The following is a 26,579-nucleotide window of genomic DNA, read 5'->3' on the forward strand; positions in this document are numbered from 1 at the left end:
AGCGCTCCGCCGACCGGACGGGCTCAGAACAGCATCGGCTGCGCGGCGGCGTTTCCGGCGGGGGCCGCCGTTGAACCCTGCAGGGCCGGGCCGGGGATGCTGCCGGCCGGGTACTGGGCTTCCTCTTCCCTGGGGTCTCCGCTCAGGTCCCGATGGCTGAAGCCCGCGGAACCGAGGAAGCCGTGCCGGGCCTTGAAGAACCGGATCCGGCCCGCGAGCCAGCTCCGGTATTCCTGGGACGCGTACGAGCCGGTTCCGTAGAGACGGCGGTACCTGCCGGCCAGCTGCGGATGTTCCTTGGCGATCCACTGCATGAACCATTCCCGGGTGCCCGGTTTGAGGTAGAGCGCCCCTGCTGTGACCCCGGTGGCACCTGCCGCGGCAAGTGAGCCGAACAGCGAATCGAGGGCTTCGTCGGAGTCGGAGAGCCAGGGGAGGATCGGCATCGCCATGACGCCGCACGGCAGGCCGGCCTCGCGCAGCCGGGACACCAGCTTGAGCCGTGCCCGCGGTCCCGGGGTGCCCGGCTCCACTGCCTCGGAGAGCCGTTCATCGGTCATGGCGAGGGAGATGCCGATCCCCACCGGAACCTGTGCGGCAGCGTGCTTGAGCAGGGGAATGTCCCGGGCCAGCAGCGTGCCCTTGGTGAGGATGGACAACGGCGTGCCCGAGTCGGCCAGCGCACTGATGATGCCCGGCATCAGCCGGTAGCGGCCCTCGGCACGCTGGTACGGATCCGTGTTGGTGCCCAGGGCCACCTGGTGGCGCTGCCAGGAGGGTTTGGCCAGTTCCTTGCGCAGCACCTCGGCGGCGTTGACCTTCACCACGACCTGGCTGTCGAAGTCCAGCCCGGCGTCGAAGTCCAGATAAGTGTGGGTCTTCCGGGCGAAGCAATAAACGCACGCGTGGCTGCAACCGCGGTAAGGGTTGACCGTCCACTCGAACGGCATCCGCGAACCGGCCGCCACCTTGTTGAGCACCGATTTGGCGGTGACCTCGTGGAAGGTGACGCCGGCAAATTCGGGCGTGGAGACCGAGCGGACCAGTCCGGCTAGCGGCAGCAGTGCCGGGGCCGCGACGGTACCGCCGGGAGGAGCACCGGATGCCTCACCGGCTCGCCCGCCGGCGCCGGGGGAGGGTTCCATGCCGGGCTGGCCGGCGGCCGGCCGAAGTGCCTGCGCGTCCCATCTCATGGCTAACATTCGAATATATGTTCGATGTTTTGTCAAGACCCGGCGTAGACCCGCGTCGGCCCGCGGCACGCCGTTGTTAGGCTGGGCGCATGATTCTGCTGACCGGCTTTGAACCTTTCGGGGGAGAGACCACTAACCCCTCCTGGACCGCCGCCCGCGGCGCGGCCGCCCTGCTCGCAGCGGAAGGCCACGACGTCGCGTCGGTCGAACTACCCTGCGTCTTCGGCGACGCCATCGATGCCCTGCACGCCGCCCTGGCCGAGCACCGCCCCGACCTCGTGGTGTGCGCGGGACAGGCCGGCGGGAGGTCCGGCATCTCCCTGGAGCGGGTTGCCATCAACTGCGACGACGCGCGGATCCCGGACAATGCGGGCAACGCCCCGGTCGATGAGCCGGTGGTGCCCGGCGGCCCGGCGGCCTACTTCAGCACACTTCCCGTGAAGGCGGCCCTGGCGGCGCTGGTTGCGGAAGGGATTCCCGCCGAGGTGTCCCAGAGCGCCGGAACATACGTCTGCAACCACGTCTTCTACGGCCTGATGCACGCACTCGGGTCCACTCCGGCGGTACGCGGCGGGTTTGTCCACGTCCCGTACGGGCCGGACCAGGTGCCGGCGGGAAGCACCCTCGCCTCGCTGCCACTGGAACAGATGACGCAGGCGCTCGCCGTCGTCGTCCGCACCGCGCTGGGGACGACGGCGGACCTCAAGCTCGCCGCGGGCGCCACCCACTAGTGTCCCGACCCGGAACCAACGCCACCGCGGGCCCCGGGCACGCGGGATCAGTCCAGAAGTTCCCAGACCACATCCACGGCCGCGTTGACCCCCGCCGCGCCGGCCTCAACGGGCAGTGCCGCGGACGCGACGGTCCGCTGCATCCCGGCCAGCGGGACCGGCGCCCCGGGACCAGGGTGCATCGAAACCGAGGCGACCCGGCCCAGCCGGGCGCCGGCCAAGGCGGCGAAATGCTCGGCGTTAGTGCGCGCGTCCGCCCAGGCCGCCTCGCGGGCCCGGGCGTGGACCGCGGCAGGATCCGCGAAACCCAACTCCAGTCCGTTGAGGCGCACTTCGTCCCTGCCGGCCTCCACCGCGGCGGCGACCAGCGCGGAGGAAGCCGCCGGATCGTGCAACCGGACGCTGAAGGTGGTGGAGGCCAGGTAGCCGGAGACGACCTGACCCCGGCCCTCCTGCCAGCCGACCTCCGCCCGGACGTTCAACCCGGACGTGGTGATGTCCGCATCCGGAACTCCGTGGCCACGGAGCGCGGCCGTGACGGCGGAGGCAGCGCGGCCGGCGTCCTCGAACGCCTCCGCGACGCGGTCGCGCCGGCACTCCACGCCGATGGCGAGCGTCATGAGGTCCGGTGCGGCCTCCGCGCTGCCGGAGCCGGTAACCGAGATGGTCCTGGGATCGTCCGTCATGTCATGCCTCGTTCCGCCCGGGAACCGGGCTGTTGGTGTTCGTGCGGGTCTTCCGGGCAACGGGCCCGGGCAGCGGGTACCCGCCGGCCAGGAGTCCGGCGTGCCGTTCGAAGACATTGGCCGTGCCGGGGTTGCCCGTCCGCCAGAAGGACCAGGCGGCCGCCAGCAGGTACAGCGGCAGGAACGGCAGGCCAAGGCACCAGGCGTACTGGCTGCTGTGCCGCTCCTCGTGCCCCAGCAGGACCGGGTTGGCCAGCGCCTGCTCCGGGGCCGCCCGGTACAGGATCACGTTGCCGACCGTGAACGCCGCCGCGAACGGCAGGCGCCACCGGTAGCCGGTGGCAAGGATCAGCCCTCGCGGTCCGCGGCGGAGCCGGGTCCGGGCGGACACCGCCAGCAGCAAGCCAAGGGGGGTCGATGCATTGAGCAGGTTGGCAAGCTGCCGCAACCGCTGTCCCGGGGTCATGAGGCCATGGTAGCCGGGGACAGCTCCGCCCCGGCCGGGACGAACGAACGGCGGTAGACCTGGCGGGTTTAGCCACGGTTCAACCGGGCCGGGGGCGGTCAACTAGACTGAAGGGGAGTGCCCGCCGGTGCGAATGCGGCGTGCCCTGTCCTTTGCCAACGCGCTGGCCCGCTCCCGTGGACGTCCGGCGCCGTTGGCATGACCCGACTCGTAGCTAAGAACAGTAGATGACTGAAACTTTGCCGGGCGCCGCCCCGAACCCCTTGGACGAAGCCGCCATCACCGCCGCCGTAGACCAGGCCGTCGCCGCCATTGCCGCCGCCTCGACGCTCGATGAACTCAAGGCCGTGCGCCTGGCCCACACCGGGGAGAAATCCGCGCTGAGCCTGGCCAACCGTGAAATCGGCGCCCTGCCCAAGGACCAGAAGGCCGCCGCCGGCAAGCTCATGGGAGCCTCCCGCGGACGCGTCAACAAGGCGCTCGCGGACCGCACCGCCGAGCTTGAAGCCGAGAACGACGCCCGCATCCTGGTCGAGGAGACGGTCGACGTCACCGCCGCCCCGCGCCGCCGTCGTGCCGGTGCCCGCCACCCGCTGTCCACGCTGCAGGACCGCGTCGCGGACATCTTCGTCGGCATGGGCTGGGAGATCGCCGAAGGCCCCGAGGTCGAATCGGAATGGTTCAACTTCGACGCGCTGAACTTCAAGCCGGACCACCCGGCCCGGGAAATGCAGGACACCTTCTTCGTCGAGCCACCCGAGGCCCACCTGTTGATGCGCACGCACACCTCCCCGGTGCAGGTCCGTTCCATGCTCGAGCGCGAGGTCCCGATCTACGTGCTGTGCCCCGGCAAGGTCTTCCGCACCGACGAGCTGGACGCCACCCATACGCCCGTCTTCCACCAGTTCGAGGGCCTTGCCATCGACAAGAACCTGTCCATGGCTGACCTCCGCGGCACCCTGGAGCACTTCGCCCGCCAGATGTTCGGCGACGAGGCCCAGATCCGGCTGCGCCCGAACTACTTCCCGTTCACCGAGCCGTCGGCGGAGCTGGACATCTGGCACCCCGGCGCCAAGGGCGGCCCGCGCTGGATCGAGTGGGGCGGCTGCGGCATGGTCAACCCGAACGTGCTCCGCGCGGCCGGCATCGACCCGGACGTCTATTCAGGATTTGCCTTCGGCATGGGCATCGAGCGGACCCTCATGTTCCGCAACGAGGTCGGCGACATGCGCGACATGATCGAAGGCGATGTACGTTTCAGCGAGCACTTCGGGATGGAGATCTAACAGTGCGTATCCCCCTTTCCTGGCTGCGTGAATTCGCCGCCGTACCGGCCGGCGCCACGGCCGAAGACGTCATGGCGGACCTGGTCAAAGTCGGGTTCGAAGAAGAAGCGGTACACCGCCCGACCGAGGCCCTGCAGGGCCCGATCGTGGTCGGCCAGGTCCTGAGCCTGGTCAAGGAACCGCAGTCCAACGGCAAAACCATCAACTGGTGCCAGGTCCGGGTCGTTCCCGAAGGCCAGCAGCAGACCCTGGCCGGCGACGGCATCGACGCCTCCGGCGTGCAGGGCATCATCTGCGGCGCGCACAACTTCGTGGAGGGCGACAAGGTAGTGGTCACCCTTCCGGGTGCCGTTCTGCCCGGCGACTTCCGCATCTCGGCGCGCAAGACCTACGGCCACCTTTCCGCCGGCATGATCGCCTCCGTGCGTGAACTCGGCATTGGCGAGGACCACGACGGCATCCTCGTGCTCTCCCGCATCGGGCTGGACCCGGAGGTCGGCACCGACGCCATGGAGCTGCTGGGCCTGTATGACCAGGCCGCCGAAATCAACGTCACCCCGGACCGGGGCTACGCGTTCTCTATCCGCGGCGTGGCCCGCGAATACGCGCACGCCACCGGCACCGCCTTCACCGACCCGGCCTCGAAGGTGCAGGCTCCGGCCGCGCTCTCCGGCGGTTACCCGGTCAAGCTCAACGACGACGCCCCGATCTACGGCAAGCCCGGCTGTGACCGCTTCGTCGCCCGCACCGTCCGCGGCGTGGACGCCACGAAGCCCACCCCGCCGTGGATGGCCTCACGGCTCCGGCTCGCCGGCATCCGCTCCATCTCGCTGCCGGTCGACATCTCCAACTACGTCATGCTCGAGCTCGGCCAGCCGCTGCACTTCTACGACCAGGACAAGCTCTCCGGCGAGATCGTGGTCCGCCGCGCCGTCGCCGGCGAGAAGCTGAAGACCCTGGACGGCAAGGAACGCACGCTCGACGCCGAGGACCTGCTGATCACGGACGGTTCCGGCCCGATCGGCGTCGCCGGCGTGATGGGCGGCGCCGCGACCGAGGTCAGCGACGCGACGTCGACCATCCTGATCGAGGCAGCGCACTTCGAGGAAGTCTCGATCGCCCGCTCCCGCCGCCGCCACAAGCTCCCGTCCGAGGCCTCCAAGCGCTTCGAACGCGGCGTGGACTGGCACGTGGCCCACATCGCCGCCCAGCGCGCCGTGGACCTCCTGGTCGAACTCGCCGGAGGCACCGCAGCGGCGGAGGGCACCGACGTCGGCACGCCCGTGGAACCGGTCACCGTCCAGCTCCCGGCCGCCTTCGCCGCGGAACGGATCGGCATCGACTTCACCGAGGAGCAAATCCTCACCTCGCTGCAGGACCTGGGCGCCGAGGTGGTCCGGAACGAGGGCGGCTACGCCGTCACCGCGCCGAGCTGGCGCACCGACCTTGAAACCAAGGAAGACCTCTCCGAGGAAATCGCCCGGCTGGTCGGTTATGACAAGATCCCCGCCACCTTGCCGGTAGCGCCTCCGGGCCGCGGCCTGACCCGCGTCCAGCAGCAGCGCCGCCGGCTCGTGCAGGCCTTCGCGGACGCCGGCCTGACCGAGGTGCTGGCATATCCGTTCGTCTCCAAGGCCGCCAATGACACCTTCGGGGTGCCTGAGGCCGGCGCGGAGCGGAAGGCGCTGAAGCTGGCGAACCCGATCAGCGAAGAGCACGGCTACCTGCGGACGTCCATCCTGCCGGGCCTGATCGAGGTCGCCAAGCGCAACCATTCCCGGGGCTTCCGTGACCTGGCCCTGTTCGAGGCCGGCACGGTCTTCCTGCCCGGGGACACACTGGGTACCGGCTCCATCCCGCCGCTGGGCGCCCGGCCCGCCGACGAGGTGCTGGACGGACTCTACGACGGCGTCCCTCACCAGCCGCTGTACCTCGCCGCGGTCCTGACCGGACACGATTCCCCGGCCTCGCCGGCGCACACCCCGCGCTCCTGGGACTGGGCCGATGCGCTCGACGTCGCCCGGCTCGCCGGCGACGTCCTCGGCGTCGAGCTCGTGGTCAGTCAGGGCCAGCACCAGGCCTTCCACCCGGGCCGGGCCGCGCAGCTGTCCCTGCGCACCGGAGAGGTCGTGGGCTACGCCGGCGAACTGCACCCGAAGCTGCTCGCCGCGCACGACATGCCGGCCCGCTCGGTGGCGCTGGAGCTGAACGCGGAGGCGTTGTTCGAAGCCGCCGCCGATGTGATCGTCGCCCGGCCGATTTCCGGCTACCCGGTGGCGACCCAGGACGTCGCCCTTGTGGTTGCGGCCGAGGTTCCGGCCGACGAGGTACTGGCCGCGCTGCGCGAGGGCGCGGGCGAACTGCTCGAGGACGTCTCCCTGTTCGACGTGTACGCCGGCAAGGGCATCGAGGAGGGCAAGAAGTCGCTCGCCTTCAACCTGCGCTTCCGCGCCGCCGACCGGACGTTGACCGCTGACGAGGCCTCCGCCGCCCGCGACGCCGCGGTCGCCGCCGCCCACGAGCGGACCGGCGCCGTTCAGCGCTAAGGGCGCACTGCAAGGAGCACCTGAACAAAAAGCTCCCCGCAACCAACAGGTTGCGGGGAGCTTTTTGGTGCGCCGTGACGGCGCCGGCCGCGGACCTAGGGGACCAGGATGACCTTGCCGGTGGTGCGGCGCTGCTCCAGGTCGGTGTGGGCGGCCGCGGCATCGGCCAGGTCGTAGCGGGCGCCGATCCGGACCTTCAGCGACCCGTCCGCGACCGCGGCGAACAGTTCATCGGACCGCCAGCGGCGCTCCTGCGCGTCCCGCAGGAAGTGGTTGATGGTCGGCCGGGTCAGGTACAGCGAGCCGCCGGCGTTGAGCCGCTGCGGATCGAACGGCGGCACCGGGCCGGAGGCGGCGCCGAACAGCACCAGCGTGCCGCGGATCCGCAGGGCAGCCAGGGAATCGTCGAACGTGTCCTTCCCGACGCCGTCGTACACCACGTGGGCGCCGGCGCCGTCGGTGAGGTCACGCACCTTCGCCGCGAAGCCGCCGTACCGCAGCACGTGGTCGGCCCCGGCGCCGCGGGCCAGCTGTTCTTTCTCGTCGGTGGACACCGTCGTGATGACCCGGGCCCCCTTGGCTTTCAGCAGCTGGATCAGCAGCAGGCAAACCCCGCCGGCCCCGGCGTGCAGCAGCACCGTCTGGCCCGCCTCGACCTTGAACGAGGAGTTGATCAGGTAGTGGGCGGTGATGCCCTGCAGGGGCAGGGCCGCGGCAGTGAAATCATCGACGCCGCGGGGGACCGGCAGTGCCTTGTCCGCATCCACCAGGGCATACCCGGCGTAGCAGTTGATGCCCTCGGCCGTGGCCACCCGGTCCCCGACGGAGAAAGCGCTCACCCCGTCGCCGGTCTCCTCCACGGTTCCGGACGCCTCGGAGCCGGGGGTGAAAGGGTACTGCACCTTGTAGACGCCGCTGCGCTTGTAGGTGTCGATGAAGTTCACGCCGGTCGCGGCGACCTTGACCAGCAGTTGGCCGGGGCCGGGAACCGGCCGGTCAACCTCCGCGAGTTCGAGGACTTCCGGGCCGCCGGCCTGCCGGGCGAGGATTGCGTGGGACATGGATCTCCTTCTGACGTGCTCCGCTCCGGGGGAGGAGGTTTCCTCGGTCCGGCTCTCCAGACCATCCTAGGGACACGGCCGGCGCGGGCGCAGCACTGCAGGCACGGGACTAGACAGGCGCGGGGAGATGCATGCATAAATATCGGAATCTATGCATAGTCTTGCTGTACACTCGTTGTCATGACTATTTCTGTTGCCGTCTCCGGTGCAAGCGGCTACGCCGGCGGCGAGGTGCTGAGGCTGCTGGCCGGTCATCCCGACGTCACGATCGGCGCCATCACCGCGCACAGCAACGCCGGTTCCAGACTAGGGGAATTGCAGCCGCATCTCCACGGTTTGGCGGACCGGATCCTCGAGGACACCACGGTGGAGAACCTCGCCGGGCACGACGTCGTCTTCCTGGCCCTGCCGCACGGAGCCTCCGCGGAGATCGCCGCGCAGCTGCCCGCCGGCACCGTCGTGATCGACGCCGGCGCGGACCACCGGTTGGAGGACTCCGCCGCGTGGGAGAAGTTCTACGGCTCCCCGCACGCCGGCACCTGGCCCTACGGCCTGCCCGAACTGCCCGGCGGCCGCGAGGCCCTCCGCGGCGCCACCCGCATCGCCGTGCCCGGCTGCTACCCGACGTCGGCGCTACTGGCCCTCGCTCCGGGCTTCAGCAACCACCTGCTTGAGGCCGACGACGTCGTCATCGTCTCCGCGTCCGGCACCTCCGGGGCCGGCAAGGCGGCAAAGGTGAACCTGATCGGCGCCGAAGTCATGGGCTCGATGAGCCCCTACGGCGTCGGCGGCGGCCACCGCCACATCCCCGAAATCGAGCAGGGACTGTCCGGGGCGCTCAACGCACCGGTCACGGTGTCCTTCACCCCCACGCTCGCGCCGATGAGCCGCGGGATCCTCACCACGGCCACCGCGAAGGTCCGGCCCGGGGTGAGCGCTGACGAGCTGCGGCGCGCCTGGTCCGAGGCCTACGACGAGGAACCGTTCGTCCACCTGCTGCCCGAAGGCCAGTGGCCCGCCACCAAATCCGTGCAGGGCTCCAACCACGCCGTGATGCAGCTGGCCCTCGACAGCCACTCCGGCCGGGTCATCGTCACCTGCGCCATCGACAACCTCACCAAGGGGACCGCCGGCGGCGCCGTGCAGTCCATGAACATCGCCCTCGGCCTGGCGGAAACCGCCGGCCTCGACCTGCAGGGAGTCGCACCGTGAGCGTCACCGCCCCCAAGGGATTCCGCGCCGCCGGCGTCAAAGCCGGACTCAAGGCTTCCGGAAACCCGGACCTGGCCCTCGTGGTCAACGACGGCCCGGCCATGGCCGCCGCCGCCGTCTTCACCTCCAACCGGGTGGCTGCGGCGCCCGTGCACTGGTCCCGTGAAGTGGTCAAGGACGGCCGGGTGGACGCCGTGATCCTCAACTCCGGCGGCGCCAACGCCTGCACCGGACCCCAGGGTTTCCAGAACACCCACACCACCGCCGAAAAAACCGCCGAGGTTCTCGGCGTCTCCGCGACGGACGTCTTCGTCTGCTCCACCGGCCTGATCGGCGAGCAGCTCCCCATGGACAAGCTGGTCCCGGCGATCGGCGTCGCCGCCGCGGAATTGGACGCCGACGGCGGCCCGGCGGCAGCCACCGCGATCATGACCACCGACTCCGTGTCCAAGCAGGCGCTGTTCACCGGCACCGACGCCGAGGGCCGTGCCTTCACCATCGGCGGCATGGCCAAGGGCGCCGGCATGCTCGCCCCGGGCCTTGCCACCATGCTCGTGGTGCTCACCACGGACGCGGAGCTCCAGCCCGAGCTGCTCGACGTCGCGCTCCGCGACGCCACCCGGGTCACCTTCGACCGGGCCGACTCGGACGGCTGCATGTCCACCAACGACACCGTGGTCCTGCTCGCCTCCGGCGCCTCGGGCGCCGTGCCGTCCGCCGCCGACTTCGGCGCCGGCCTCACCCGCGTGTGCGCGGACCTGGCCCGCCAGCTGATCGGCGACGCCGAGGGCGCCAGCCACGACATCGCCATCCGCACCTTCAACGCCGCGAGCGAAAAAGACGCCGAAGTGGTCAGCCGGGCCGTCGCCCGCTCCAACCTCTTCAAGACCGCCATCTTCGGCAAGGACCCGAACTGGGGCCGCGTGCTGTCCGCCGTGGGCACCACCGACGCCGCCTTCGAACCCGACCAGCTGAACGTCTCGATGAACGGCGTGCAGATCTGCCGCAACGGCAGCATCGGCGACGACCGCAGCCTCGTGGACCTGGAACCGCGCGAGGTCCTCGTCGAGATCGACCTGCAGGCAGGCTCCGCCGAGGCGACCATCTGGACCAACGACCTAACGCACGAGTACGTCCACGAAAACAGCGCCTACTCCAGTTAGGCCGGTCCGGAAAGGACGACGATGAACACCCAGACGCGCGAGACCACCTCCATGTCCGACGCCCAGGACAAGGCCGGGACCCTGATCGAGGCGCTGCCGTGGATCCAGCGCTTCGCCGGAACCACCATGGTGATCAAGTACGGCGGCAACGCCATGGTCAACGACGAGCTGCGCCGCGCCTTCGCCGAGGACGTGGTCTTCCTGCACCACGTCGGCATCCACCCCGTCGTGGTGCACGGCGGCGGCCCGCAGATCAACGCCATGCTCGGCCGGCTTGGGATCGAATCCGAGTTCAAGGGCGGCCTGCGCGTCACCACGCCCGAGGCGATGGACGTGGTCCGGATGGTCCTCACCGGCCAGGTGGGCCGCGAACTCGTCGGCCTGATCAACTCCCACGGCCCCTACGCCGTCGGGATGTCCGGCGAAGACGGCGGCCTGCTGCGTGCCGTCCGCACCGGCACCGTCGTCGACGGCGAAGAAGTGGACCTGGGCCTCGTCGGCGAGGTCGTCGGCGTGAACCCCGAAGGCATCCTGGACATCGTTGCCGCCGGCCGGATCCCGGTGATCTCGACCGTCGCCCCGGAAATCGCCCCGGACGGATCCACCACCGGGCAGGTGCTGAACGTCAACGCGGACACGGCTGCCGCGGCGGTCGCCTCCGCCCTGGGCGCCTCCAAGCTGGTCATCCTGACCGACGTCGAGGGCCTCTACGCCAACTGGCCGGATAAGTCCTCGCTGATTTCCTCGCTCACCGCCTCGGAGCTGCGCGAGCTGCTGCCGCGGCTCGAATCCGGCATGATCCCGAAGATGGCGGCCTGCCTGAAGGCCATCGACGACGGCGTCGAACGCGCGCACATCGTCGACGGCCGGCTGGCGCACTCGATGCTGCTGGAAACCTTTACGACCGCCGGCATCGGCACCCAGGTCGTCCCCGATGAGGAAAGCAAATGAACCAGAGTGAAACTGCACAGTCCGCGGACCTCGATCACTCGGCAGTCGGCGAGCTCGTCGCTTCGCACGCCACCGGCGCGCAGTGGCTCTCCCGCTACTCCTCCTCGCTGCTGGGCGTCTTCGGCACCCCGCAGCGCGTCCTGGTCCGCGGCGCCGGCTGCCTCGTCTGGGACGCCGACGGCAAGGAATACCTGGACCTGCTCGGCGGCATCGCGGTCAACGCCCTGGGCCACGCGCACCCGTTCGTCACCTCGGTGATCGCCAGCCAGCTCGCCACCCTGGGCCACGTCTCCAACTTCTTCACGAGCCCCACCCAGATCGCCCTTGCCGAGAAGCTGCTGGAACTTGCCAAGGCTCCGGCCGGGTCCAAGGTGTTCTTCGCCAACTCCGGCACCGAGGCCGTCGAGGCCGCGTTCAAGCTGGCCCGGCGCAACACGGGAGCCGGCCAGGACAGCGCAGCCCAGCCGCGCACCAAGATCATCGCCCTCGAAGGCGCCTTCCACGGCCGCACCATGGGCGCCCTGGCGCTGACCTCGAAGGAGGCCTACCGGGCGCCGTTCGCGCCGCTGCCCGGCGGCGTCGTGCACGTCCCCTTCGGCGACATCGACGCGCTGCGCGCCGCAATCGACGACACCACCGCCGCCGTCTTCCTCGAACCGATCCAGGGCGAGGCCGGCGTCCGGCCGCTGCCCGCCGGCTACCTCAAAGCCGCCCGGGAGGCCACCAGCGCCGCCGGGGCGCTGCTGATCCTGGACGAGGTCCAGACCGGCATCGGCCGGACCGGCAAGTGGCTGGCCAGCGAGGACGCCGGAATCGTGCCCGACGCCGTGACCCTGGCCAAGGGCCTGGGCGGCGGTTTCCCGATCGGCGCGCTGCTCACCTTCGGCCCCGAGGTCTCCAACCTGCTCTCCGCCGGCCAGCACGGGACGACCTTTGGCGGCAACCCGGTGGCCACCGCCGCCGCCCTAGCCACCCTGCACGTGCTCGAGAACCAGCACGTGCTCGCCCACGTCCGCGAAGTGGGGGAGCACCTGCGCGCCGGCCTCGGACGGATCGACGGCGTGACCGAGGTCCGCGGCGAGGGCCTGCTGATCGGCTTCGACCTCGACGCCGACGTCGCCCCCGCCGTCGTCACCGCCGGCCTGGACGCCGGCTTTATCATCAACAGCCCCGGCCCGCGCACCATCCGGCTCGCCCCGCCGCTGATCCTGACGGCCGAGCAGGCCGACAGCTTCCTCGCCGCGCTGCCCGCCCTCCTCCAGACCGCAAAGGACGCCCAGTGACCATCCCTGAGACCACCGCAGTGACCACCCGCCACTTCCTCAAGGACACGGACCTCACGCCGGCCGAGCAGGCCGAGGTCCTGGACCTCGCCGTGCGGATGAAGGCCGCGCCGTACAGCGTCCAGCCGTTCGCCGCCGAGGCCAGCGGGCGCAAAACCGTGGCCGTGATTTTCGATAAAACCTCCACCCGCACCCGCGTATCCTTCGCCACCGGCATCGCGGACATGGGCGGGAACGCGCTCATCATCAACCCGGGCGAGGCCCAGATCGGCCACAAGGAATCGGTCGAGGACACCGCCAAGGTGCTCGAGCGTATGGTCTCCACCATCGTGTGGCGGACCGGCGCGCACGCCGGCCTCGTCGCGATGGCCGAGCACTCCCGTGTCCCGGTGATCAACGCCCTGTGCGATGACTACCACCCCTGCCAGCTTCTCGCGGACCTTCTGACCGTTAAGGAGCACAAAGGGGACCTGGCGGGCCTGACCATGAGCTACCTCGGCGACGCGGCCAACAACATGGCCAACTCCTACCTGCTCGCCGGGGTCACCGCCGGCATGCACGTGCGCATCGCCGGCCCGGAGGGCTACCTCCCGGCCGCGGACATCATCGCCGCTGCCGAGGAGCGCGCTGCCCAGACCGGCGGCTCGGTGCTCGTCACTGTCGACGCCGCCGAGGCGCTGCGCGGGGCCGACGTCGTCGCCACCGACACGTGGGTGTCGATGGGTCAGGAGGACGAGAAGGAAGCCCGGCTCCAGCTGTTCCGTGACTACTCCGTGGACGCGGACGCGATGGCCCTCGCCGCGCCGGACGCCGTCGTGCTGCACTGCCTGCCCGCCTACCGCGGCTACGAGATCTCCGCCGGTGTGATCGACGGCCCGCAGTCTGTGGTCTGGGACGAGGCCGAGAACCGGCTGCACGCCCAGAAAGCCCTGATGGCCTGGCTGATGCACCGCTCCGGCCTCGCCGTCGTGGACGGGCTGGACTGATGTCCGTCCAGCCGGCCGCCCAGGGGGCCAGCCCGGCCACCAAGACGGCGCGGCAGGCACGGATCACCGCGATCCTCACCGGCGAGTCCGTCCGCTCGCAGGCCGAACTCGCGGCCCTGCTCGCGGACGACGGCGTCCAGGTCACCCAGGCCACGCTCTCCCGGGACCTCGTGGAACTCGGCGCGGTCCGGGTCCGCGGCAAGGAGGGCGTGCTGGTCTACGCGGTTCCCGGGGAGGGCGGCGAACGCGGGGCCAAGAGCGGCGTGACGCAGGAAATCCTCGACGCCCGGCTCGCCAGGCTGTGCGGGGAACTGCTGGTCACCGCCGAGGCCTCCGCCAACCTCGTGGTGCTGCGCACCCCGCCGGGCGCGGCGAACTTCCTGGCCCTCGCGATCGACCACTCGGTGATGCCCTCGATCCTGGGCACCATCGCGGGGGACGACACCGTCCTGCTGGTCACCCGCGACCCGGCCGGCGGCGCCGCCGTCGCCGCCCGCTTCCTGCAGCTGGCAGAAGAAGCCGGCCAATAAATTTGCATCAGATGATTGAAGACCTACAACTAAGGAGCATGTGAAGTGACTGAGCGTATTGTGCTGGCCTACTCCGGTGGCCTCGATACTTCCGTAGCCATCGGCTGGATCGGCGAAGCAACCGGCGCCGAGGTCATCGCCGTGGCGGTCGACGTCGGACAGGGCGGCGAATCGCTGGAGACCATCCGGCAGCGCGCCCTGGGCTGCGGCGCCGTCGAAGCCTACGTGGCCGACGCCTCGGACGAGTTTGCCAACGAGTACTGCATGCCCACCCTGAAGGCCAACGCCCTCTACCAGGGCCACTACCCGCTGGTTTCCGCGATCTCCCGCCCGGTGATCGTCAAGCACCTGGTCAAGGCTGCCCGCGAATTCGGCGCCACCACGGTCGCCCACGGCTGCACCGGCAAGGGCAACGACCAGGTCCGCTTCGAGGTCGGCATCCAGACCCTCGGCCCGGACCTCAAGTGCATCGCCCCGGTCCGCGACCTCGCCCTGACCCGCGACAAGGCCATCGCCTTCGCCGAGGAAAAGGGACTGCCGATCGAGACCACCAAGAAGAACCCCTACTCGATCGACCAGAACGTCTGGGGCCGCGCCGTCGAGACCGGCTACCTCGAGGACATCTGGAACGCCCCCACCAAGGACATCTACGACTACACCGCCACCCCGGAGTTCCCGCCGGCCCCGGATGAAGTCACCATCTCCTTCGAAGCCGGCGTCCCGGTCGCGATCGACGGCGTCAAGGTCACCCCGCTGCAGGCCATCCAGGAGCTCAACCGCCGCGCCGGCGCCCAGGGCGTGGGCCGGATCGACGTCGTCGAGGACCGTCTGGTCGGCATCAAGTCCCGCGAGATCTACGAGGCACCCGGCGCGATGGCGCTGATCACCGCGCACAAGCACCTCGAAGACATCACCATCGAGCGCGAGCAGGCCCGGTTCAAGGCCACGGTCGGCCAGCGCTGGTCCGAGCTGGTCTACGACGGCCAGTGGTTCTCCCCGCTGAAGCGCTCCCTGGACGCCTTCATCGAAGACACCCAGAAGTACGTCTCCGGCGACATCCGCATGGTCCTGCACGGCGGCCAAGCGATCGTCAACGGCCGCCGCTCCGAGACCTCGCTCTACGACTTCGACCTCGCCACCTACGACACCGGCGACACGTTCGACCAGTCGATGGCGCGCGGCTTCATCGAGCTGTGGGGCATGTCCGCCAAGGTTGCCTCCGGCCGCGACATCCGCGTCGCAGGAAAGTAACCCGCGTGGCTGAGTCCGAAACCGCTAAGGCTGACGCAACGAATAAGGGTGCGCTGTGGGGCGGCCGGTTCGCCGGCGGCCCCGCGGACGCCCTCGCCGCGCTGAGCAAGTCCACGCATTTTGACTGGCGGCTGGCCCGCTACGACATTGCCGGGTCCAAGGCGCACGCCCGCGTGCTGCACCGGGCCGGGCTGCTGGACGACGCCGAGCTGGCGGGCATGCTGGACGCCCTGGACCGGCTGGATGGTGACGTCGCCTCCGGCGCCTACACCCCGGCCGAGTCCGACGAGGACGTGCACGGTTCGCTGGAGCGCGGCCTGATCGAACGAGCCGGCCCCCAGCTGGGCGGCAAGCTCCGCGCCGGCCGGTCCCGCAACGACCAGGTTGCCACCCTGGGCCGGATGTTCCTGCGCGACCACGCCCGGATCATCGCCCGCGGCGTGCTCGCCACGATCGACGCGTTGGTCGGGCAGGCGAAGGCACACCAGGGCATCGCCATGCCCGGCCGCACCCACTTGCAGCACGCCCAGCCGGTCCTGCTCAGCCACCACCTGCTGGCCCACGCCTGGGCGCTGCTGCGCGATGTGCAGCGGCTGGCCGACTGGGACAAGCGCGCCGGGGTCTCGCCCTACGGCTCCGGCGCCCTGGCCGGGTCTTCGCTCGGTCTGGACCCGGAAGCCGTCGCGGCGGACCTGGGGTTCTTCTCGGCCACGCACAACTCGATCGACGGCACCGCCTCCCGCGATGTCTTCGCCGAGTTCGCGTGGGTCTCGGCCATGATCGGCGTGGACCTGTCCCGCGTCTCGGAGGAGGTGATCCTGTGGGCCACCAAGGAGTTCTCCTTCGTGACGCTGCACGATTCCTACTCCACCGGATCCTCGATCATGCCGCAGAAGAAAAACCCGGACGTGGCCGAACTGGCCCGCGGCAAGGCCGGCCGGCTGATCGGCGACCTCACCGGGCTGCTGGCCACGCTCAAGGGCCTGCCGCTGGCGTACAACCGCGACCTGCAGGAGGACAAGGAACCGGTCTTCGACGCCGCCGACACCCTGGAGCTGCTGCTCCCGGCCGTGTCCGGCATGATCGCGACGCTGAAGTTCAACACTGAGCGGATGGAATCCCTGGCCCCGCAGGGCTTTGCGCTGGCCACGGACATCGCCGAATGGCTGGTCCGCCAGGGCGTGCCGTTCCGCGAGGCGCACGAGCTCTCCGGCGCCGCGGTGAAGCAGGCCGAAAGCCGCGACGTCGAAATCTGGGACCTGACCGACGAGGAATACGCGGCCATCTCGGAGCACCTGACCCCGGAGGTCCGCACCGTGCTCTCCACCGAAGGGTCGCTCAACAGCCGGAACTCGCAGGGCGGCACCGCACCGGCAGCCGTCGAGCGCCAGCTCGTTGCCCTCGAAGCGGAACTGGAAGGCGTACGATCTTACGCCGGCTAACCACCCGGACGCTTCCCTGCGCGCACGCGAGATGACACTTCGCGGCAGTGTTTTTCATTGACATTGCCGCGAAGTGTCATCTCGCGGCGGTTAAGGTGGGGGTCATGAGCGAATCGTTCCGGCGCATGCTGCGCGCCCTGCCCGATTTCCCGGCCGAGCTCCCGGACTTCGACCCGGAGACGGCGCCCAGGAACCCCGCCGAGCTCTTCCGGCAGTGGCTGAACGAGGCCCTCGCCGCCGGGGTGCCGCAGCCGAACGCCTGCAGCCTGGCCACGGCCGACGCGGAGGGCCGCCCGTCCGCCCGGATGCTGATCCTCAAGGACATCGACGGCGACGGCTGGCACTTCGCCACCTCCCGCGAATCGCGCAAGGGCCAGGAGCTCACCGCGAATCCGCACGCCGCGCTGAACTTCTTCTGGCAGCCGCTGGGCCGCCAGGTCCGCGTGGCCGGCGACGTCGTCGAGCTCTCCGCGGAGGCCTCCGCCGCCGACTGGCGCGACAGGCCGGGCGCCGACGGCAGCACCAATCCAGCCTGGCAGCTGTATGCCTTGCGGCCGCGCGAGCTTGAATTCTGGCAGGCCCGGCACGACCGACGGCACATCCGGCACCGTTACGGACCGCAGACGGACGGGGCCGGGGCGGCGCAGCCCAGTTAACCACGGTTAATCCAGCCGCTCGGTTAGGATGGGCGCCATGACTTCTATCACCCCCGAAGACCTGCTGGAGGAACTCCGCCGCGCCGCCGACGTCGTGACCGGAATCGCCGCCAAACTGAGCGACCAGGAGGTCGCGGCGGCGTCGGAACTGCCCGGCTGGACCCGCGGGCACGTCCTGGCCCACGTGTGCGGCATCGCCAACGCCATGGCCCGGCAGGTCGAGTACTCCGGACGCGGCGAAAGTATCGAGCTCTACGACGGCGGCTACGAAGGCCGCAACCGGGCCATCGAGCTGGCCGCCGGCCACGACGCCGACGAGCACCGGGCCGCCCTGGCCGACGCCCTCGGCCGTGCGCTGGCCGCGTTCGGTTCCCTCGATGAGGCAGGCTGGCAGGCGCGCATCACCTTCCGCGACGGCGTCGTGTACGACGGCGGCCTTGCGCTGTGGCGCGAGCTGACGATCCACGCGACCGACCTCGGCACCGGCCGCGGCCCGGAAACCTGGAGCCGGCCGTTCTGCGAAAACCTCTTCACGTTCCTGGCCGCCCGCGTGCCTGACGGGGAACGGTTCGTGCTGCAACCGCTCGGGCTGCCCTCCGTCGCGCTCGGTGCCACGGGCGGCCGCACCACCGTGGTCAACGGCATGCTCACCGACATTGCGGCGTGGCTGGCCGGACGCACACCCACCCTGGGAAGCCTCCGCGCCACCGCAGCGGCCGACGGCGTCGACCTCCCGGCGCTGCTGCCGTGGCCGGCCGGTGTGCCGGTGACGAACTAGCCGGCCAGCCCGCCGGAACGCTCGCCGAAAAACCGGCCGAAGGCTCAGGCCCGCTTAGGCCCGCGCCGCGGGAGCGAGCTGCCGTTCGCGTTCCAGCAGGCTCTGTTTGATCGGCAGGCCCCAGCGGAACCCTCCCAGGCTCCCGTCCGTGCGGATCACGCGGTGGCACGGCACGAACAGGGCCGCCGCATTGAACGCGCACGCACTGGCCGCGGCCCGGACTGCCCTGGCGTTGCCGGAGAGCGCGGCGTACTCGGTGTAGGTCACCGGGCTGCCGGCGGCCACGGTCCGGAGCATGTCCCACGCATGGCTGCGGAACGGGCCCGATTTCTGCAGCACCGGCACGGCCATCGCGGCGGCCGGGTTGCCGGCGTAGAACTCTTCGACGGCGGCCGAGATGCCGGGCAGCTCCGCCACGGTTTCGTACGCCCGGGGCAGCAGGTCGGGGTGGATCTGGCCGGTGAGCTCACCGGCGACGGCGGTCCAGCCCGAGGCCAGGACCGCGCCGTCGCGGGCGATGATGGTGAACGGGCCGTCCGGGGTGGACAGGGTCAAAAGCTGGGCCGTCATGTCGTTACTTTCTTTGTGGCTGGGATCCTGGAGCGGGCCGCGGCCTGAGTGGCCGCCGCCGCGCGCCAGAGGTGCATGGTGGCGTAGGAGCGCCAGGGGCTGACCTCCCGGAAATCGGGGGAGAACGGGCCGGGAGACAACGAACCGGGGGAGAGCGCAGCGGGTACTGCCTCGGGGGAGGCCGGTGCCGGGGGAGTGCCTGCGGCGTCCCGGAAGTTCACGGCGCCCGGGCCCGGGCCAAGGGCGCGGATGCCGTTCCGCACGGCCGCGTCGTTGGCCAGGAAGACATCCGGAGCGCCGATCACCCGCATCGCAAGGTATCCCACGGTCCAGGGGCCGACGCCGGCCAGCGGCAGGAGCTTCGCCTCCAGCCCGGCAAGGTCGTCGCCGTAGCCAAAGTCGAGGGTACCGCCGGCCATCGCTGCGGCGGCCCCGCGGATCGAGTCGATCCGCCGCCGCGGTCCGCGGAGCAACTGGTGGCCTGACTCCGCGATCTGGGCCGGCGTCGGGAAGAGCCGGTGCAGGCCGTCCGCGGGAACCATGTTGTCGCTGCCGCAGGCGGAGAGCTCGGTCAGGGCTGTGCGGGCCGCTGCCACGGTGATCTGCTGGCCGATCATGGCGCGGATCAGCAGCTCCTGCGGATCCACGGCCCCGGGCATCCGCATTCCGGGGACCGCCGCGACGCTGGCGGCAAGCCGCGGATCGCCGGCCAAGGCGGCGTCGATGGCCACCGGGTCGGCGTCCAGATCCAGCAGGCGGCGCACCCGGCTCAGCAGTGAGGCCAGGTCACGGAGGTCGACCGCCCCGATGCTGAGCCGCAGCGGGTGTCCAGGTGCGGCCGGGTCGTAGTCCACCCGGAAACGCGCGTCACCGTGGGCCAGCCTGAGGGTCCGGGCGTAGGAGGTGGAGGTTCCCTCCTCGATGCCCGGGATGGCGCGCACAGCCAGGAAGTCGAAGACGCCAGGGTCGAACGGCGCCCGGTATGGAAGGTTCAAGGCCAGTGCGGTGGAGGCCGCCGCGGTCCGGGGTGCCGGAGCGCGCCGGGCCGTGGCCCGCAGCTCCGACGGGGTCATGGCGAAGACCTCGGCGATTGTCTCGTTGAACTGGCGGACGCTGCTGAAACCCGCGGCGAAGGCGATGTCGGCGGCCTTCATCGGCGTGGACACCAGCAGGGTCCGGGCGGTCTGGGCGCGGCTGGCCCTCGCCAGCGACAGCGGCCCGGCCCCGAGTTCATGGCTGAGGATCCGGTTCAGCTGCCGCGCCGAATAGCCCAGCCGGGCCGCGAGCCCCGCGACCCCCTCGCGGTTGATGACGCCGTCGTTGATCAGCCGCATGGCCCGGCCGGCGATATCCGAGCGGACATTCCACGCCGGCGTGCCCGGCACCGCCTCGGGCAGGCAGCGCTTACACGCGCGGTACCCGGCGTCGTGCGCCGCAGCCGAGGTCTCGTAGAAGGTGACATTCCCGGCCTTGGGGGTACGCGCCGGGCAGGACGGACGGCAATAGATGCCGGTGGTGCGGACAGCGGTATAGAACTGCCCGTCGAACCGGGGATCCCGGGCATCGATCGCCCGGTAGCGCTGCCAAAAGTCCATGGGTCCATCCTGCCAGCCCCGCCCGGGCCGGGCTAGCGGAAATCGGACACGGCCGTGGCCGCTGGGAGGCCCGGCCCGGGCGGGTTTGTTAAAGTCGAACCATGGATTCCTCCGCGGCCCCCGAAGCGCTGCGCGCGCTGCTGTCCGGGGACCCCCGCACGGTCGCCCCGCGCCTGCTTGGGGCGGTGCTGACCCATGAGGGACGCGGCGGCCCGGTAGCGGTGCGGATCACGGAGGTGGAGGCCTACCTCGGTCCGGAGGATTCGCTGCACCCGGATCCCGGCTCGCACACCTTCCGCGGCCAGACCCGGCGGAACGCCCCGATGTTCGGCCCCGCCGGCCATCTTTATGTCTACTTCACCTACGGCATGCACCACTGCGCGAACATCGTGTGCGGTCCCGACGGCGTGGCGTCGGCCCTGCTGCTGCGCGCCGGGGAAGTCGTGGCCGGCGGCGACCTGGCCTCCTCGCGCCGGCCGACGTCGAAAGCGCCGAAGGACCTGGCCAGCGGTCCCGCGCGCCTGGCCACCGCGCTGGGACTGACGACGGCGGACAGCGGCCGCGACGTGCTGGCCGCGCCCTTCCGGCTGGAACTTCCGGCGCACCCGGCGCCGGCCGTCAGCTCCGGGCCGCGCGTGGGTGTCTCCGGGGCCGGCGGCAGCGACGACTACCCGTGGCGCTTCTGGCTCACCGGCGATCCCACCGTCTCCCGGTACAAGGCCGCAAAGACCCGGGCGCGGCAGTAGCCCGGAGGGTGCGCAGGAAGGATCCCATGGGCGAGGGCAAACGGGGCAAGCCGCGCGGCGAGCTTGAACGGCTGGAGATCTTCGAGCAGCTCGCCGGGGAGTACTTCCGGATGGCGGCGCTGTTCCCGCCCGCCGGCGCAGCGGGCGCGGACACGACCGCCGTCGACGACGAACAGCGCCACTGGGTGGACCTTTTCCGGGCCGCCCTGCTGCGCAAGTTCATCGTCCGCGACGAACATGTCTCGCTCAAGCTGGTCGTCCGGGCGCTGCGCCGCTGCAACGTCTCCTCGGACCGCCGGCTCGCCGACGGCGCGGACGAAATCGAGCGCCTCTTCACGCCGGAAATGGTGCAGGGCCGACAGCACGCCGCGTCGGAGCCCGTCGCCGCCGGCCCTGACCGCTTCGAGGACGTCCTCTACGGCCGGCTGCTGCATGGCGACGCCGACCGCTTCCACCGCTCCGGCTGGGCCGGCGACCGTGGCCGGCTCGAGGCCGCGCTGGCCGGCCGCTTTGAAGCCGAACGTGCACTGTCACGGGCGCTGGAGGTCGTCCGGGACGGCTTCGCCCGCGGGCTCCTGCGGCCTCCCGGCTGACCCCGGGACGGCTCCGGCCTCGCACCGCCAGGCCCCGGGCCCGTTACCAGCCGGTAAGATTGACGGGTGAAACAACGCGAGCAGGATCTTTCCCAGACACCCGGCACCCTCCCGGTCAGCGAGCTCATCGCCAGCCTGTGCGCCACCGTCCCGGACTACCCCAAACCGGGAATTGTGTTCAAGGACCTGACCCCGGTCTTTGCCGACGGCGCCGCGCTGAAGGCAATCGTGGACGCGCTCGTCGCCCCGTTCCTGGGCCAGTTCGACGCCGTCGCCGGCGTGGAGGCCCGCGGGTTCCTGCTGGCCGCCGCGGCCGCGTACGCCACGGACACCGGCGTCGTCACGGTACGGAAGGCCGGCAAGCTGCCGCGCGCCGTCGTGTCGGAGGACTACGCCCTTGAGTACGGCACCGCCACCCTCGAACTGCACACCTCGGACCTTGCCCCCGGCACCCGGGTGCTCATTCTCGACGACGTTCTCGCCACCGGCGGCACCCTGGACGCGGCCGCCCGGCTCTTCGAACGCTGCGGCGTCAAGGTCGCCGGGGTGGGCGTCGTGATGGAACTGGACGGACTGGGCGGCCGCGCGGCACTGTCCGGACACCACGTCCACTCCCTGCTCGGCGTGTAGGCGGGGCCCGGCGCGCGCATCGGTAGAATGCCTGAAAAATGCGGGGCCGCAAAAACCTGACATCTTTCGGGAGCGTTCGCCGAAATGGTTGTAGAATGGTTGGTCTGTCTTTTTCGATAGGGGAACGTTCGATGCACGACGCTGATTTGGCCCATGAACGCGACTATGTGGCCGGACTGTATGCCCGGCTGGATGAGCTGCGGGCGGAGAAGCGCGCCCAGCTGGCCCAGGTCCGCCGCGCGGGAGCGGTCGGCACCATGCAGAACGTCTCCGAACGGGACGCGTTCGCGGCCCTCTACGAGGACCGGCTCGCGCAGCTCGACGCCGTCGACGACCGCCTGGTCTTCGGCCGCCTCGACCTCGACTCCGGCGAGGCGCAGTACATCGGCCGCATCGGCCTGACCACCGAGGACCTGCAGCGGCTGATGGTCGACTGGCGCGCTCCCGAGGCCGGCCACTTCTACCAGGCCACCGCCTTCGACCGGCAGGGCGTCCGCCGCCGCCGGCACCTGATCCTGCAGGGCCGCGAGGTCAAAGCGATCGAGGACGACGTGCTCGACGCCGACATGCTCGCCGACGGTGATTCCCTGCAGGGCGAGGGTGCGCTGCTCGCGGCCCTGAACTCCAAGCGCACCGGCCGGATGTCCGACATCGTCGGCACCATCCAGTCCGAACAGGACCGGATCATCCGCTCCTCCATCTCCGGGGCCCTCGTGGTCCAGGGCGGCCCGGGCACCGGCAAGACCGCCGTCGCCCTGCACCGCGCCGCCTACCTGCTCTACACGCACCGCGACCGGCTCAAGACCGCCGGCGTGCTGCTGGTGGGACCGTCCTCGTCCTTCATGAACTACATCGAGCGCGTCCTGCCGTCCCTGGGCGAGACCGGCGTCGTGATGGCCAGCCTTGGCCGGCTGATGCCCGGCATCCACGCCGTCGCCGAGGACGACGCCGATGTCGCCGCCATCAAGGGCCGGCTCGACATGGCCGAGGTGGTGGCCAACGCCGTCGCCAACCGCCAGCGCATCCCGGCCGAGAACCGCATCCTTGAAGTCGACGGCCGCAAGCTGGTCCTGACCCCGCGGCAGGTACGCCGGGCACGGGAAAAGGCACGCGCGACCGGCAAGCCGCACAACGAGGCACGGGTCTCCTTCGTCAAGATCCTCCTGCGCGAACTCACCGAACAGATGACCGAGCTGGTCGTAGCCGGCAACATCGGCAACAACGCCGACCGCTCGTACCTCGCCGAGGACGTCCGCTCGGCACGGGACGTGCGCGTGGCCCTGAACCTGTGCTGGATGCCGATGACCCCGGAGAAGCTGGTGGGGGAGTTGCTGAGCAAGCCGGCCATCCTCGAGGCCTGTACCCCGCACCTCAGCGACGCCGAACGGGAGTTGCTGCTCCGGCCTGCCGGATCGCCCTGGACCGAAGCCGACGTGCCGCTGCTTGACGAGGCCGCCGAACTGCTCGGCGAACTGGACCCGGCCGCTGGCCGCGGGCTGGTCCAGCAGGAACAGGACCGCGCCCGGGACCTGGCCAACGCCAAGCAGACCCTGGTCAACATGGAAGCAGCCGGGGTTGACGCCCTGTTCACGGCCGAGGAACTCGCCGAGCACAACCAGGAACGCGAGGCGCGGCTGACCGCAGCCGAGCGCGCCACGAGCGACCGCACCTGGGCGTTCGGCCACATCGTGGTCGACGAGGCGCAGGAGCTTTCGCCGATGCAGTGGCGCCTGCTGGTCCGCCGCTGCCCGCTGAAGTCCTTCACAATCGTGGGCGACATCGCGCAGACCAGCTCCGTGGCCGGGGCCAAGTCCTGGCAGAGCGCCCTCGCCCCGATGTTCGGCGACCGCTGGCAGCTCGAAGAGCTCACGGTGAACTACCGCACCCCGTCGCAGATCGCCGAGGCCGCGGCCCGGATGGCCAACGCCGCGGGTCTGGTCGTCTCCGCTCCCAAGGCCGTCCGCGAGGGCCGCTGGTCGCCCGTGATCGACCGCGTCGAGTCCGGGGCCCTGGTGGAGCGGCTGCTCGAGGTGCTGCCGGAAGAGCTGGACGCGCTCGACGGCGGTCTCCTGGCCGTGATTGCCGACGGCGCGCTGCTGCCGGAAGCGACCACAGCGCTGCGCCGTGCCTATGGACACCGCGTGGGCACGGGCGCCGGCAGCTACGAGCAGGACATCGTCGTGATCAGCCCGCGCGAGGCCAAGGGGCTGGAGTTCGACGGCGTGGTGGTGCTCGAACCCGCCGCCATGCTCAACCACGAACACGGCCGGGTGGGAGACCTCTACGTGGCCATGACCCGCCCCACCCAGCGCCTGCGCCTGATCGCGTCGGCGCCGGTCCCGGCCGGCATCGAGGAGTAGGGCCCGGCCCCGCCCCACTGGCGGCGGCACGGGCTGCCGTCACGAGTTGGAGCGGGGCCGTGGGGCCCCGGCGATCCTGCTACCTTTGATTCCGTGTCCCAGCTAAATGATCTTCAGTCCCAGCAGAACGACCCCGGCTTCGCCAACATCTGGCAAGAGCTGAAATGGCGCGGCCTCGTCCACGTCTCGACGGATGAGGCGGAGCTGGAGAAGCTGCTCGCCGGCGACCCCATCACGTACTACTGCGGCTTTGATCCCACCGCTCCCAGCCTCCACCTGGGCAACCTGGTCCAGCTGCTGCTCATGCGCCGGATCCAGCTGGCAGGCCACAAGCCCCTTGGCCTGGTGGGCGGTTCAACCGGTCTTATCGGCGACCCCCGGCAGACCGCGGAGCGGGTACTGAACACCCCTGAAACCGTGGCCGAATGGGTCGGCCGCCTGCAGGGCCAGGTCCAGCGCTTCCTCAGCTTCGAGGGGGAGAACGCTGCCCGGATGGTGAATAACCTCGACTGGACGGCGCCGCTGAGCGCCATCGACTTCCTGCGTGGCATCGGCAAGCACTTCCGCGTCGGCACGATGATCAAGAAGGACATCGTCGCCACCCGGCTGAACTCCGACGAGGGCATCAGCTACACCGAGTTCAGCTACCAGATCCTGCAGGGCATGGACTACCTGCAGCTGTTCCGCGACTACGGCTGCGTGCTGCAGACCGGCGGCTCCGACCAGTGGGGCAACCTCACCAGCGGCACCGATCTGATCCGCAAGGTGGAGGGCAAGCATGTCCACGCCCTGGGCACCCCGCTGATCACGAATTCTGACGGAACCAAGTTTGGCAAGAGCGAGGGCAACGCAATCTGGCTGGATGCCGACATGTGCAGCCCCTACGCGTTCTACCAGTTCTGGCTCAACACCGCCGACGCCGACGTCGCCGCCCGGCTCAAGGTGTTCACCTTCCTCAGCCGCGCCGAGATCGAAGCGCTCGAGGCCTCCGTTGCCGAGCGTCCCTTTGCCCGCGAGGGACAGCGCAGGCTCGCCTACGAGGTGACCTCGCTGGTGCACGGGGTGGACGCGACCGAAAAAGTCATCGCTGCCTCGGCTGCAGTGTTTGGCGGCGGCGACCTGGCCGGCCTGGACATGGACAGCCTTCAGGCGGCGACGGCGGAGCTTCCCTCCGCAAAGGTCGACGCGTCCTCCCTCGGCATCATCGATCTGCTCGTTGCCACCGGCCTCTCGGACAGCAAGTCGGCGGCCCGGCGGACGGTGGGGGAGGGCGGTGCGTACGTCAACAACGTCAAGGTCGTTGATCCTGATGCTGTGATCGCTGCCGCCGACCTGCTGCACGGACGGTATCTGCTGCTGCGCCGCGGCAAGAAGAACCTCGCCACCGTCGAGGTCTCCGGGGCCTAGCCGCGCGGGCAAGATCTGGGCTTTGCCCGCGGCCTGGGCCGCGGGCAGAGGTCTTCCAGCACGCTCCTCTCCGCCCGATTTGCACGGCCGGAGGGGAGCGTGTAATGTTTTCTGAGTCGCCGCCGCTGAGTGGTGACAAACCCCCAACAAAGTCAAGCAATTCTTCCTGCGCCCAGCGCAGGGAAGCGAAATTGTTTGGATTTATGCTGGGCGGAATCGCTTCTACAAGGTGAATTCCTGGAGAAATTCCGGGTTTGCAAAGTGGAAATGAATAGAATACGATAAATACATCGCAGCGAAGAAATGCGAAACAAATAAATCCGGTTTTACGGATCGTTTCGGGAAGTATTCGAATGTGTCTGTTGTTTGAGAACTCAATAGTGTGCCAAGTTTGTTGATACCAATTGTTTTATTGATTGGTTGTTTTGGCTGTGTTGTCCACCCCGTGGATGGCATG

The 26,579-nt window shown here is 70.0% G+C and carries 25 protein-coding genes; 18 read left to right on the forward strand and 7 right to left on the reverse strand.

Annotated features, from left to right (window positions below; translation table 11 throughout):
- Nucleotides 1-23: 23 nt before the first annotated feature.
- Nucleotides 24-1,193: an Rv2578c family radical SAM protein gene (locus ASG71_RS14990; protein WP_056740684.1), complete on the reverse strand. Its 1,170-nt coding sequence runs from the start codon at nucleotides 1,191-1,193 to the stop codon at nucleotides 24-26.
- Between the two features lie 89 nt (nucleotides 1,194-1,282).
- Between ASG71_RS14990 and pcp the strand changes: the two genes are divergently transcribed.
- Entirely contained in the window at nucleotides 1,283-1,924 is a 642-nt protein-coding gene (pcp, locus tag ASG71_RS14995; RefSeq protein ID WP_056740686.1) for a pyroglutamyl-peptidase I, read from the forward strand.
- Between the two features lie 47 nt (nucleotides 1,925-1,971).
- On the opposite strand, the gene ASG71_RS15000 is transcribed toward pcp, so the two are convergent.
- Entirely contained in the window at nucleotides 1,972-2,610 is a 639-nt protein-coding gene (locus ASG71_RS15000; protein WP_056740688.1) for an SIMPL domain-containing protein, read from the reverse strand.
- A gap of 1 nt (nucleotide 2,611) precedes the next feature.
- Complete coding sequence (locus ASG71_RS15005; RefSeq protein WP_235564126.1) at nucleotides 2,612-3,076, reverse strand: hypothetical protein; 465 nt, start codon at nucleotides 3,074-3,076, stop codon at nucleotides 2,612-2,614.
- A gap of 227 nt (nucleotides 3,077-3,303) precedes the next feature.
- On the opposite strand from ASG71_RS15005, the gene pheS reads away from it, so the two are divergent.
- The gene (gene pheS, locus ASG71_RS15010) at nucleotides 3,304-4,362 is read left to right on the forward strand and encodes a phenylalanine--tRNA ligase subunit alpha (RefSeq protein WP_056740690.1); all 1,059 of its coding nucleotides are present in this window, start codon (nucleotides 3,304-3,306) and stop codon (nucleotides 4,360-4,362) included.
- Nucleotides 4,363-4,364: 2 nt separating this feature from the next.
- Nucleotides 4,365-6,908 carry a phenylalanine--tRNA ligase subunit beta gene (gene pheT / locus ASG71_RS15015; RefSeq protein ID WP_056740693.1) on the forward strand — a complete coding sequence of 848 codons (2,544 nt, stop codon included), beginning with the start codon at nucleotides 4,365-4,367 and terminating at the stop codon, nucleotides 6,906-6,908.
- Between the two features lie 95 nt (nucleotides 6,909-7,003).
- On the opposite strand, the gene ASG71_RS15020 is transcribed toward pheT, so the two are convergent.
- Nucleotides 7,004-7,969, reverse strand: coding sequence for a quinone oxidoreductase family protein (locus ASG71_RS15020; RefSeq protein ID WP_056740698.1), 966 nt, complete (start codon nucleotides 7,967-7,969; stop codon nucleotides 7,004-7,006).
- A gap of 180 nt (nucleotides 7,970-8,149) precedes the next feature.
- Here ASG71_RS15020 and argC point away from each other — a divergent pair, with 180 nt between their 5' ends.
- The 10 genes from argC to ASG71_RS15070 all read left to right on the forward strand — a co-directional run bounded on the left by argC (nucleotide 8,150) and on the right by ASG71_RS15070 (nucleotide 18,221).
- Nucleotides 8,150-9,181 carry an N-acetyl-gamma-glutamyl-phosphate reductase gene (gene argC / locus ASG71_RS15025; RefSeq protein ID WP_056740700.1) on the forward strand — a complete coding sequence of 344 codons (1,032 nt, stop codon included), beginning with the start codon at nucleotides 8,150-8,152 and terminating at the stop codon, nucleotides 9,179-9,181.
- Entirely contained in the window at nucleotides 9,178-10,344 is a 1,167-nt protein-coding gene (gene argJ, locus ASG71_RS15030) for a bifunctional glutamate N-acetyltransferase/amino-acid acetyltransferase ArgJ (protein WP_056740702.1), read from the forward strand. Before argC ends, argJ begins: the two co-directional genes overlap by 4 nt.
- Before the next feature lie 21 nt (nucleotides 10,345-10,365).
- Nucleotides 10,366-11,295: an acetylglutamate kinase gene (gene argB / locus ASG71_RS15035; RefSeq protein ID WP_056740704.1), complete on the forward strand. Its 930-nt coding sequence runs from the start codon at nucleotides 10,366-10,368 to the stop codon at nucleotides 11,293-11,295.
- Nucleotides 11,292-12,578 carry an acetylornithine transaminase gene (locus ASG71_RS15040; protein WP_056740706.1) on the forward strand — a complete coding sequence of 429 codons (1,287 nt, stop codon included), beginning with the start codon at nucleotides 11,292-11,294 and terminating at the stop codon, nucleotides 12,576-12,578. The genes argB and ASG71_RS15040 overlap by 4 nt, the downstream gene beginning before the upstream one ends.
- The gene (argF, locus tag ASG71_RS15045; RefSeq protein WP_414826679.1) at nucleotides 12,575-13,564 is read left to right on the forward strand and encodes an ornithine carbamoyltransferase; all 990 of its coding nucleotides are present in this window, start codon (nucleotides 12,575-12,577) and stop codon (nucleotides 13,562-13,564) included. Before ASG71_RS15040 ends, argF begins: the two co-directional genes overlap by 4 nt.
- Entirely contained in the window at nucleotides 13,564-14,094 is a 531-nt protein-coding gene (locus ASG71_RS15050) for an arginine repressor (RefSeq protein ID WP_056740713.1), read from the forward strand. The genes argF and ASG71_RS15050 overlap by 1 nt, the downstream gene beginning before the upstream one ends.
- Nucleotides 14,095-14,139: 45 nt before the next feature.
- On the forward strand, nucleotides 14,140-15,345 hold the full coding sequence (locus ASG71_RS15055; RefSeq protein WP_056740715.1) for an argininosuccinate synthase: 1,206 nt from the start codon (nucleotides 14,140-14,142) through the stop codon (nucleotides 15,343-15,345).
- Nucleotides 15,346-15,350: 5 nt separating this feature from the next.
- Complete coding sequence (argH, locus tag ASG71_RS15060) at nucleotides 15,351-16,787, forward strand: argininosuccinate lyase (protein ID WP_056740717.1); 1,437 nt, start codon at nucleotides 15,351-15,353, stop codon at nucleotides 16,785-16,787.
- A gap of 104 nt (nucleotides 16,788-16,891) precedes the next feature.
- A complete protein-coding gene (locus ASG71_RS15065; RefSeq protein ID WP_056740719.1) occupies nucleotides 16,892-17,443 on the forward strand; it encodes a pyridoxal 5'-phosphate synthase in 552 nt (183 codons plus the stop codon).
- A 37-nt stretch (nucleotides 17,444-17,480) separates the two neighbouring features.
- Nucleotides 17,481-18,221 carry a maleylpyruvate isomerase family mycothiol-dependent enzyme gene (locus tag ASG71_RS15070; protein WP_056740721.1) on the forward strand — a complete coding sequence of 247 codons (741 nt, stop codon included), beginning with the start codon at nucleotides 17,481-17,483 and terminating at the stop codon, nucleotides 18,219-18,221.
- A gap of 54 nt (nucleotides 18,222-18,275) precedes the next feature.
- Here the strand turns inward: ASG71_RS15070 and ASG71_RS15075 are convergent, their stop codons facing one another.
- Nucleotides 18,276-18,791 (reverse strand): methylated-DNA--[protein]-cysteine S-methyltransferase, encoded by a 516-nt coding sequence (locus tag ASG71_RS15075; RefSeq protein WP_056740722.1) that lies wholly within the window; start codon nucleotides 18,789-18,791, stop codon nucleotides 18,276-18,278.
- On the reverse strand, nucleotides 18,788-20,386 hold the full coding sequence (locus ASG71_RS15080) for a DNA-3-methyladenine glycosylase 2 family protein (protein WP_056740727.1): 1,599 nt from the start codon (nucleotides 20,384-20,386) through the stop codon (nucleotides 18,788-18,790). The genes ASG71_RS15075 and ASG71_RS15080 overlap by 4 nt, the downstream gene beginning before the upstream one ends.
- A gap of 101 nt (nucleotides 20,387-20,487) precedes the next feature.
- On the opposite strand from ASG71_RS15080, the gene ASG71_RS15085 reads away from it, so the two are divergent.
- The 5 genes from ASG71_RS15085 to tyrS all read left to right on the forward strand — a co-directional run bounded on the left by ASG71_RS15085 (nucleotide 20,488) and on the right by tyrS (nucleotide 26,122).
- Nucleotides 20,488-21,132, forward strand: a complete 645-nt coding sequence (locus ASG71_RS15085) for a DNA-3-methyladenine glycosylase (RefSeq protein WP_056740729.1) — start codon at nucleotides 20,488-20,490, stop codon at nucleotides 21,130-21,132.
- Between the two features lie 26 nt (nucleotides 21,133-21,158).
- Nucleotides 21,159-21,725 carry a hypothetical protein gene (locus ASG71_RS15090; RefSeq protein ID WP_056740732.1) on the forward strand — a complete coding sequence of 189 codons (567 nt, stop codon included), beginning with the start codon at nucleotides 21,159-21,161 and terminating at the stop codon, nucleotides 21,723-21,725.
- 66 nt (nucleotides 21,726-21,791) lie between these two features.
- On the forward strand, nucleotides 21,792-22,355 hold the full coding sequence (locus ASG71_RS15095) for an adenine phosphoribosyltransferase (protein ID WP_056740734.1): 564 nt from the start codon (nucleotides 21,792-21,794) through the stop codon (nucleotides 22,353-22,355).
- 131 nt (nucleotides 22,356-22,486) lie between these two features.
- A complete protein-coding gene (locus tag ASG71_RS15100; protein ID WP_056740736.1) occupies nucleotides 22,487-24,715 on the forward strand; it encodes a HelD family protein in 2,229 nt (742 codons plus the stop codon).
- A 93-nt stretch (nucleotides 24,716-24,808) separates the two neighbouring features.
- Nucleotides 24,809-26,122 (forward strand): tyrosine--tRNA ligase, encoded by a 1,314-nt coding sequence (gene tyrS, locus ASG71_RS15105; RefSeq protein ID WP_056740738.1) that lies wholly within the window; start codon nucleotides 24,809-24,811, stop codon nucleotides 26,120-26,122.
- A 222-nt stretch (nucleotides 26,123-26,344) separates the two neighbouring features.
- On the opposite strand, the gene ASG71_RS17035 is transcribed toward tyrS, so the two are convergent.
- Nucleotides 26,345-26,579 (reverse strand): hypothetical protein (locus ASG71_RS17035; RefSeq protein WP_235564128.1); only part of this gene is annotated, 235 nt, incomplete at its 5' end.

This window comes from Arthrobacter sp. Soil763 (genome assembly GCF_001428365.1).
Classification (GTDB): domain Bacteria; phylum Actinomycetota; class Actinomycetes; order Actinomycetales; family Micrococcaceae; genus Arthrobacter.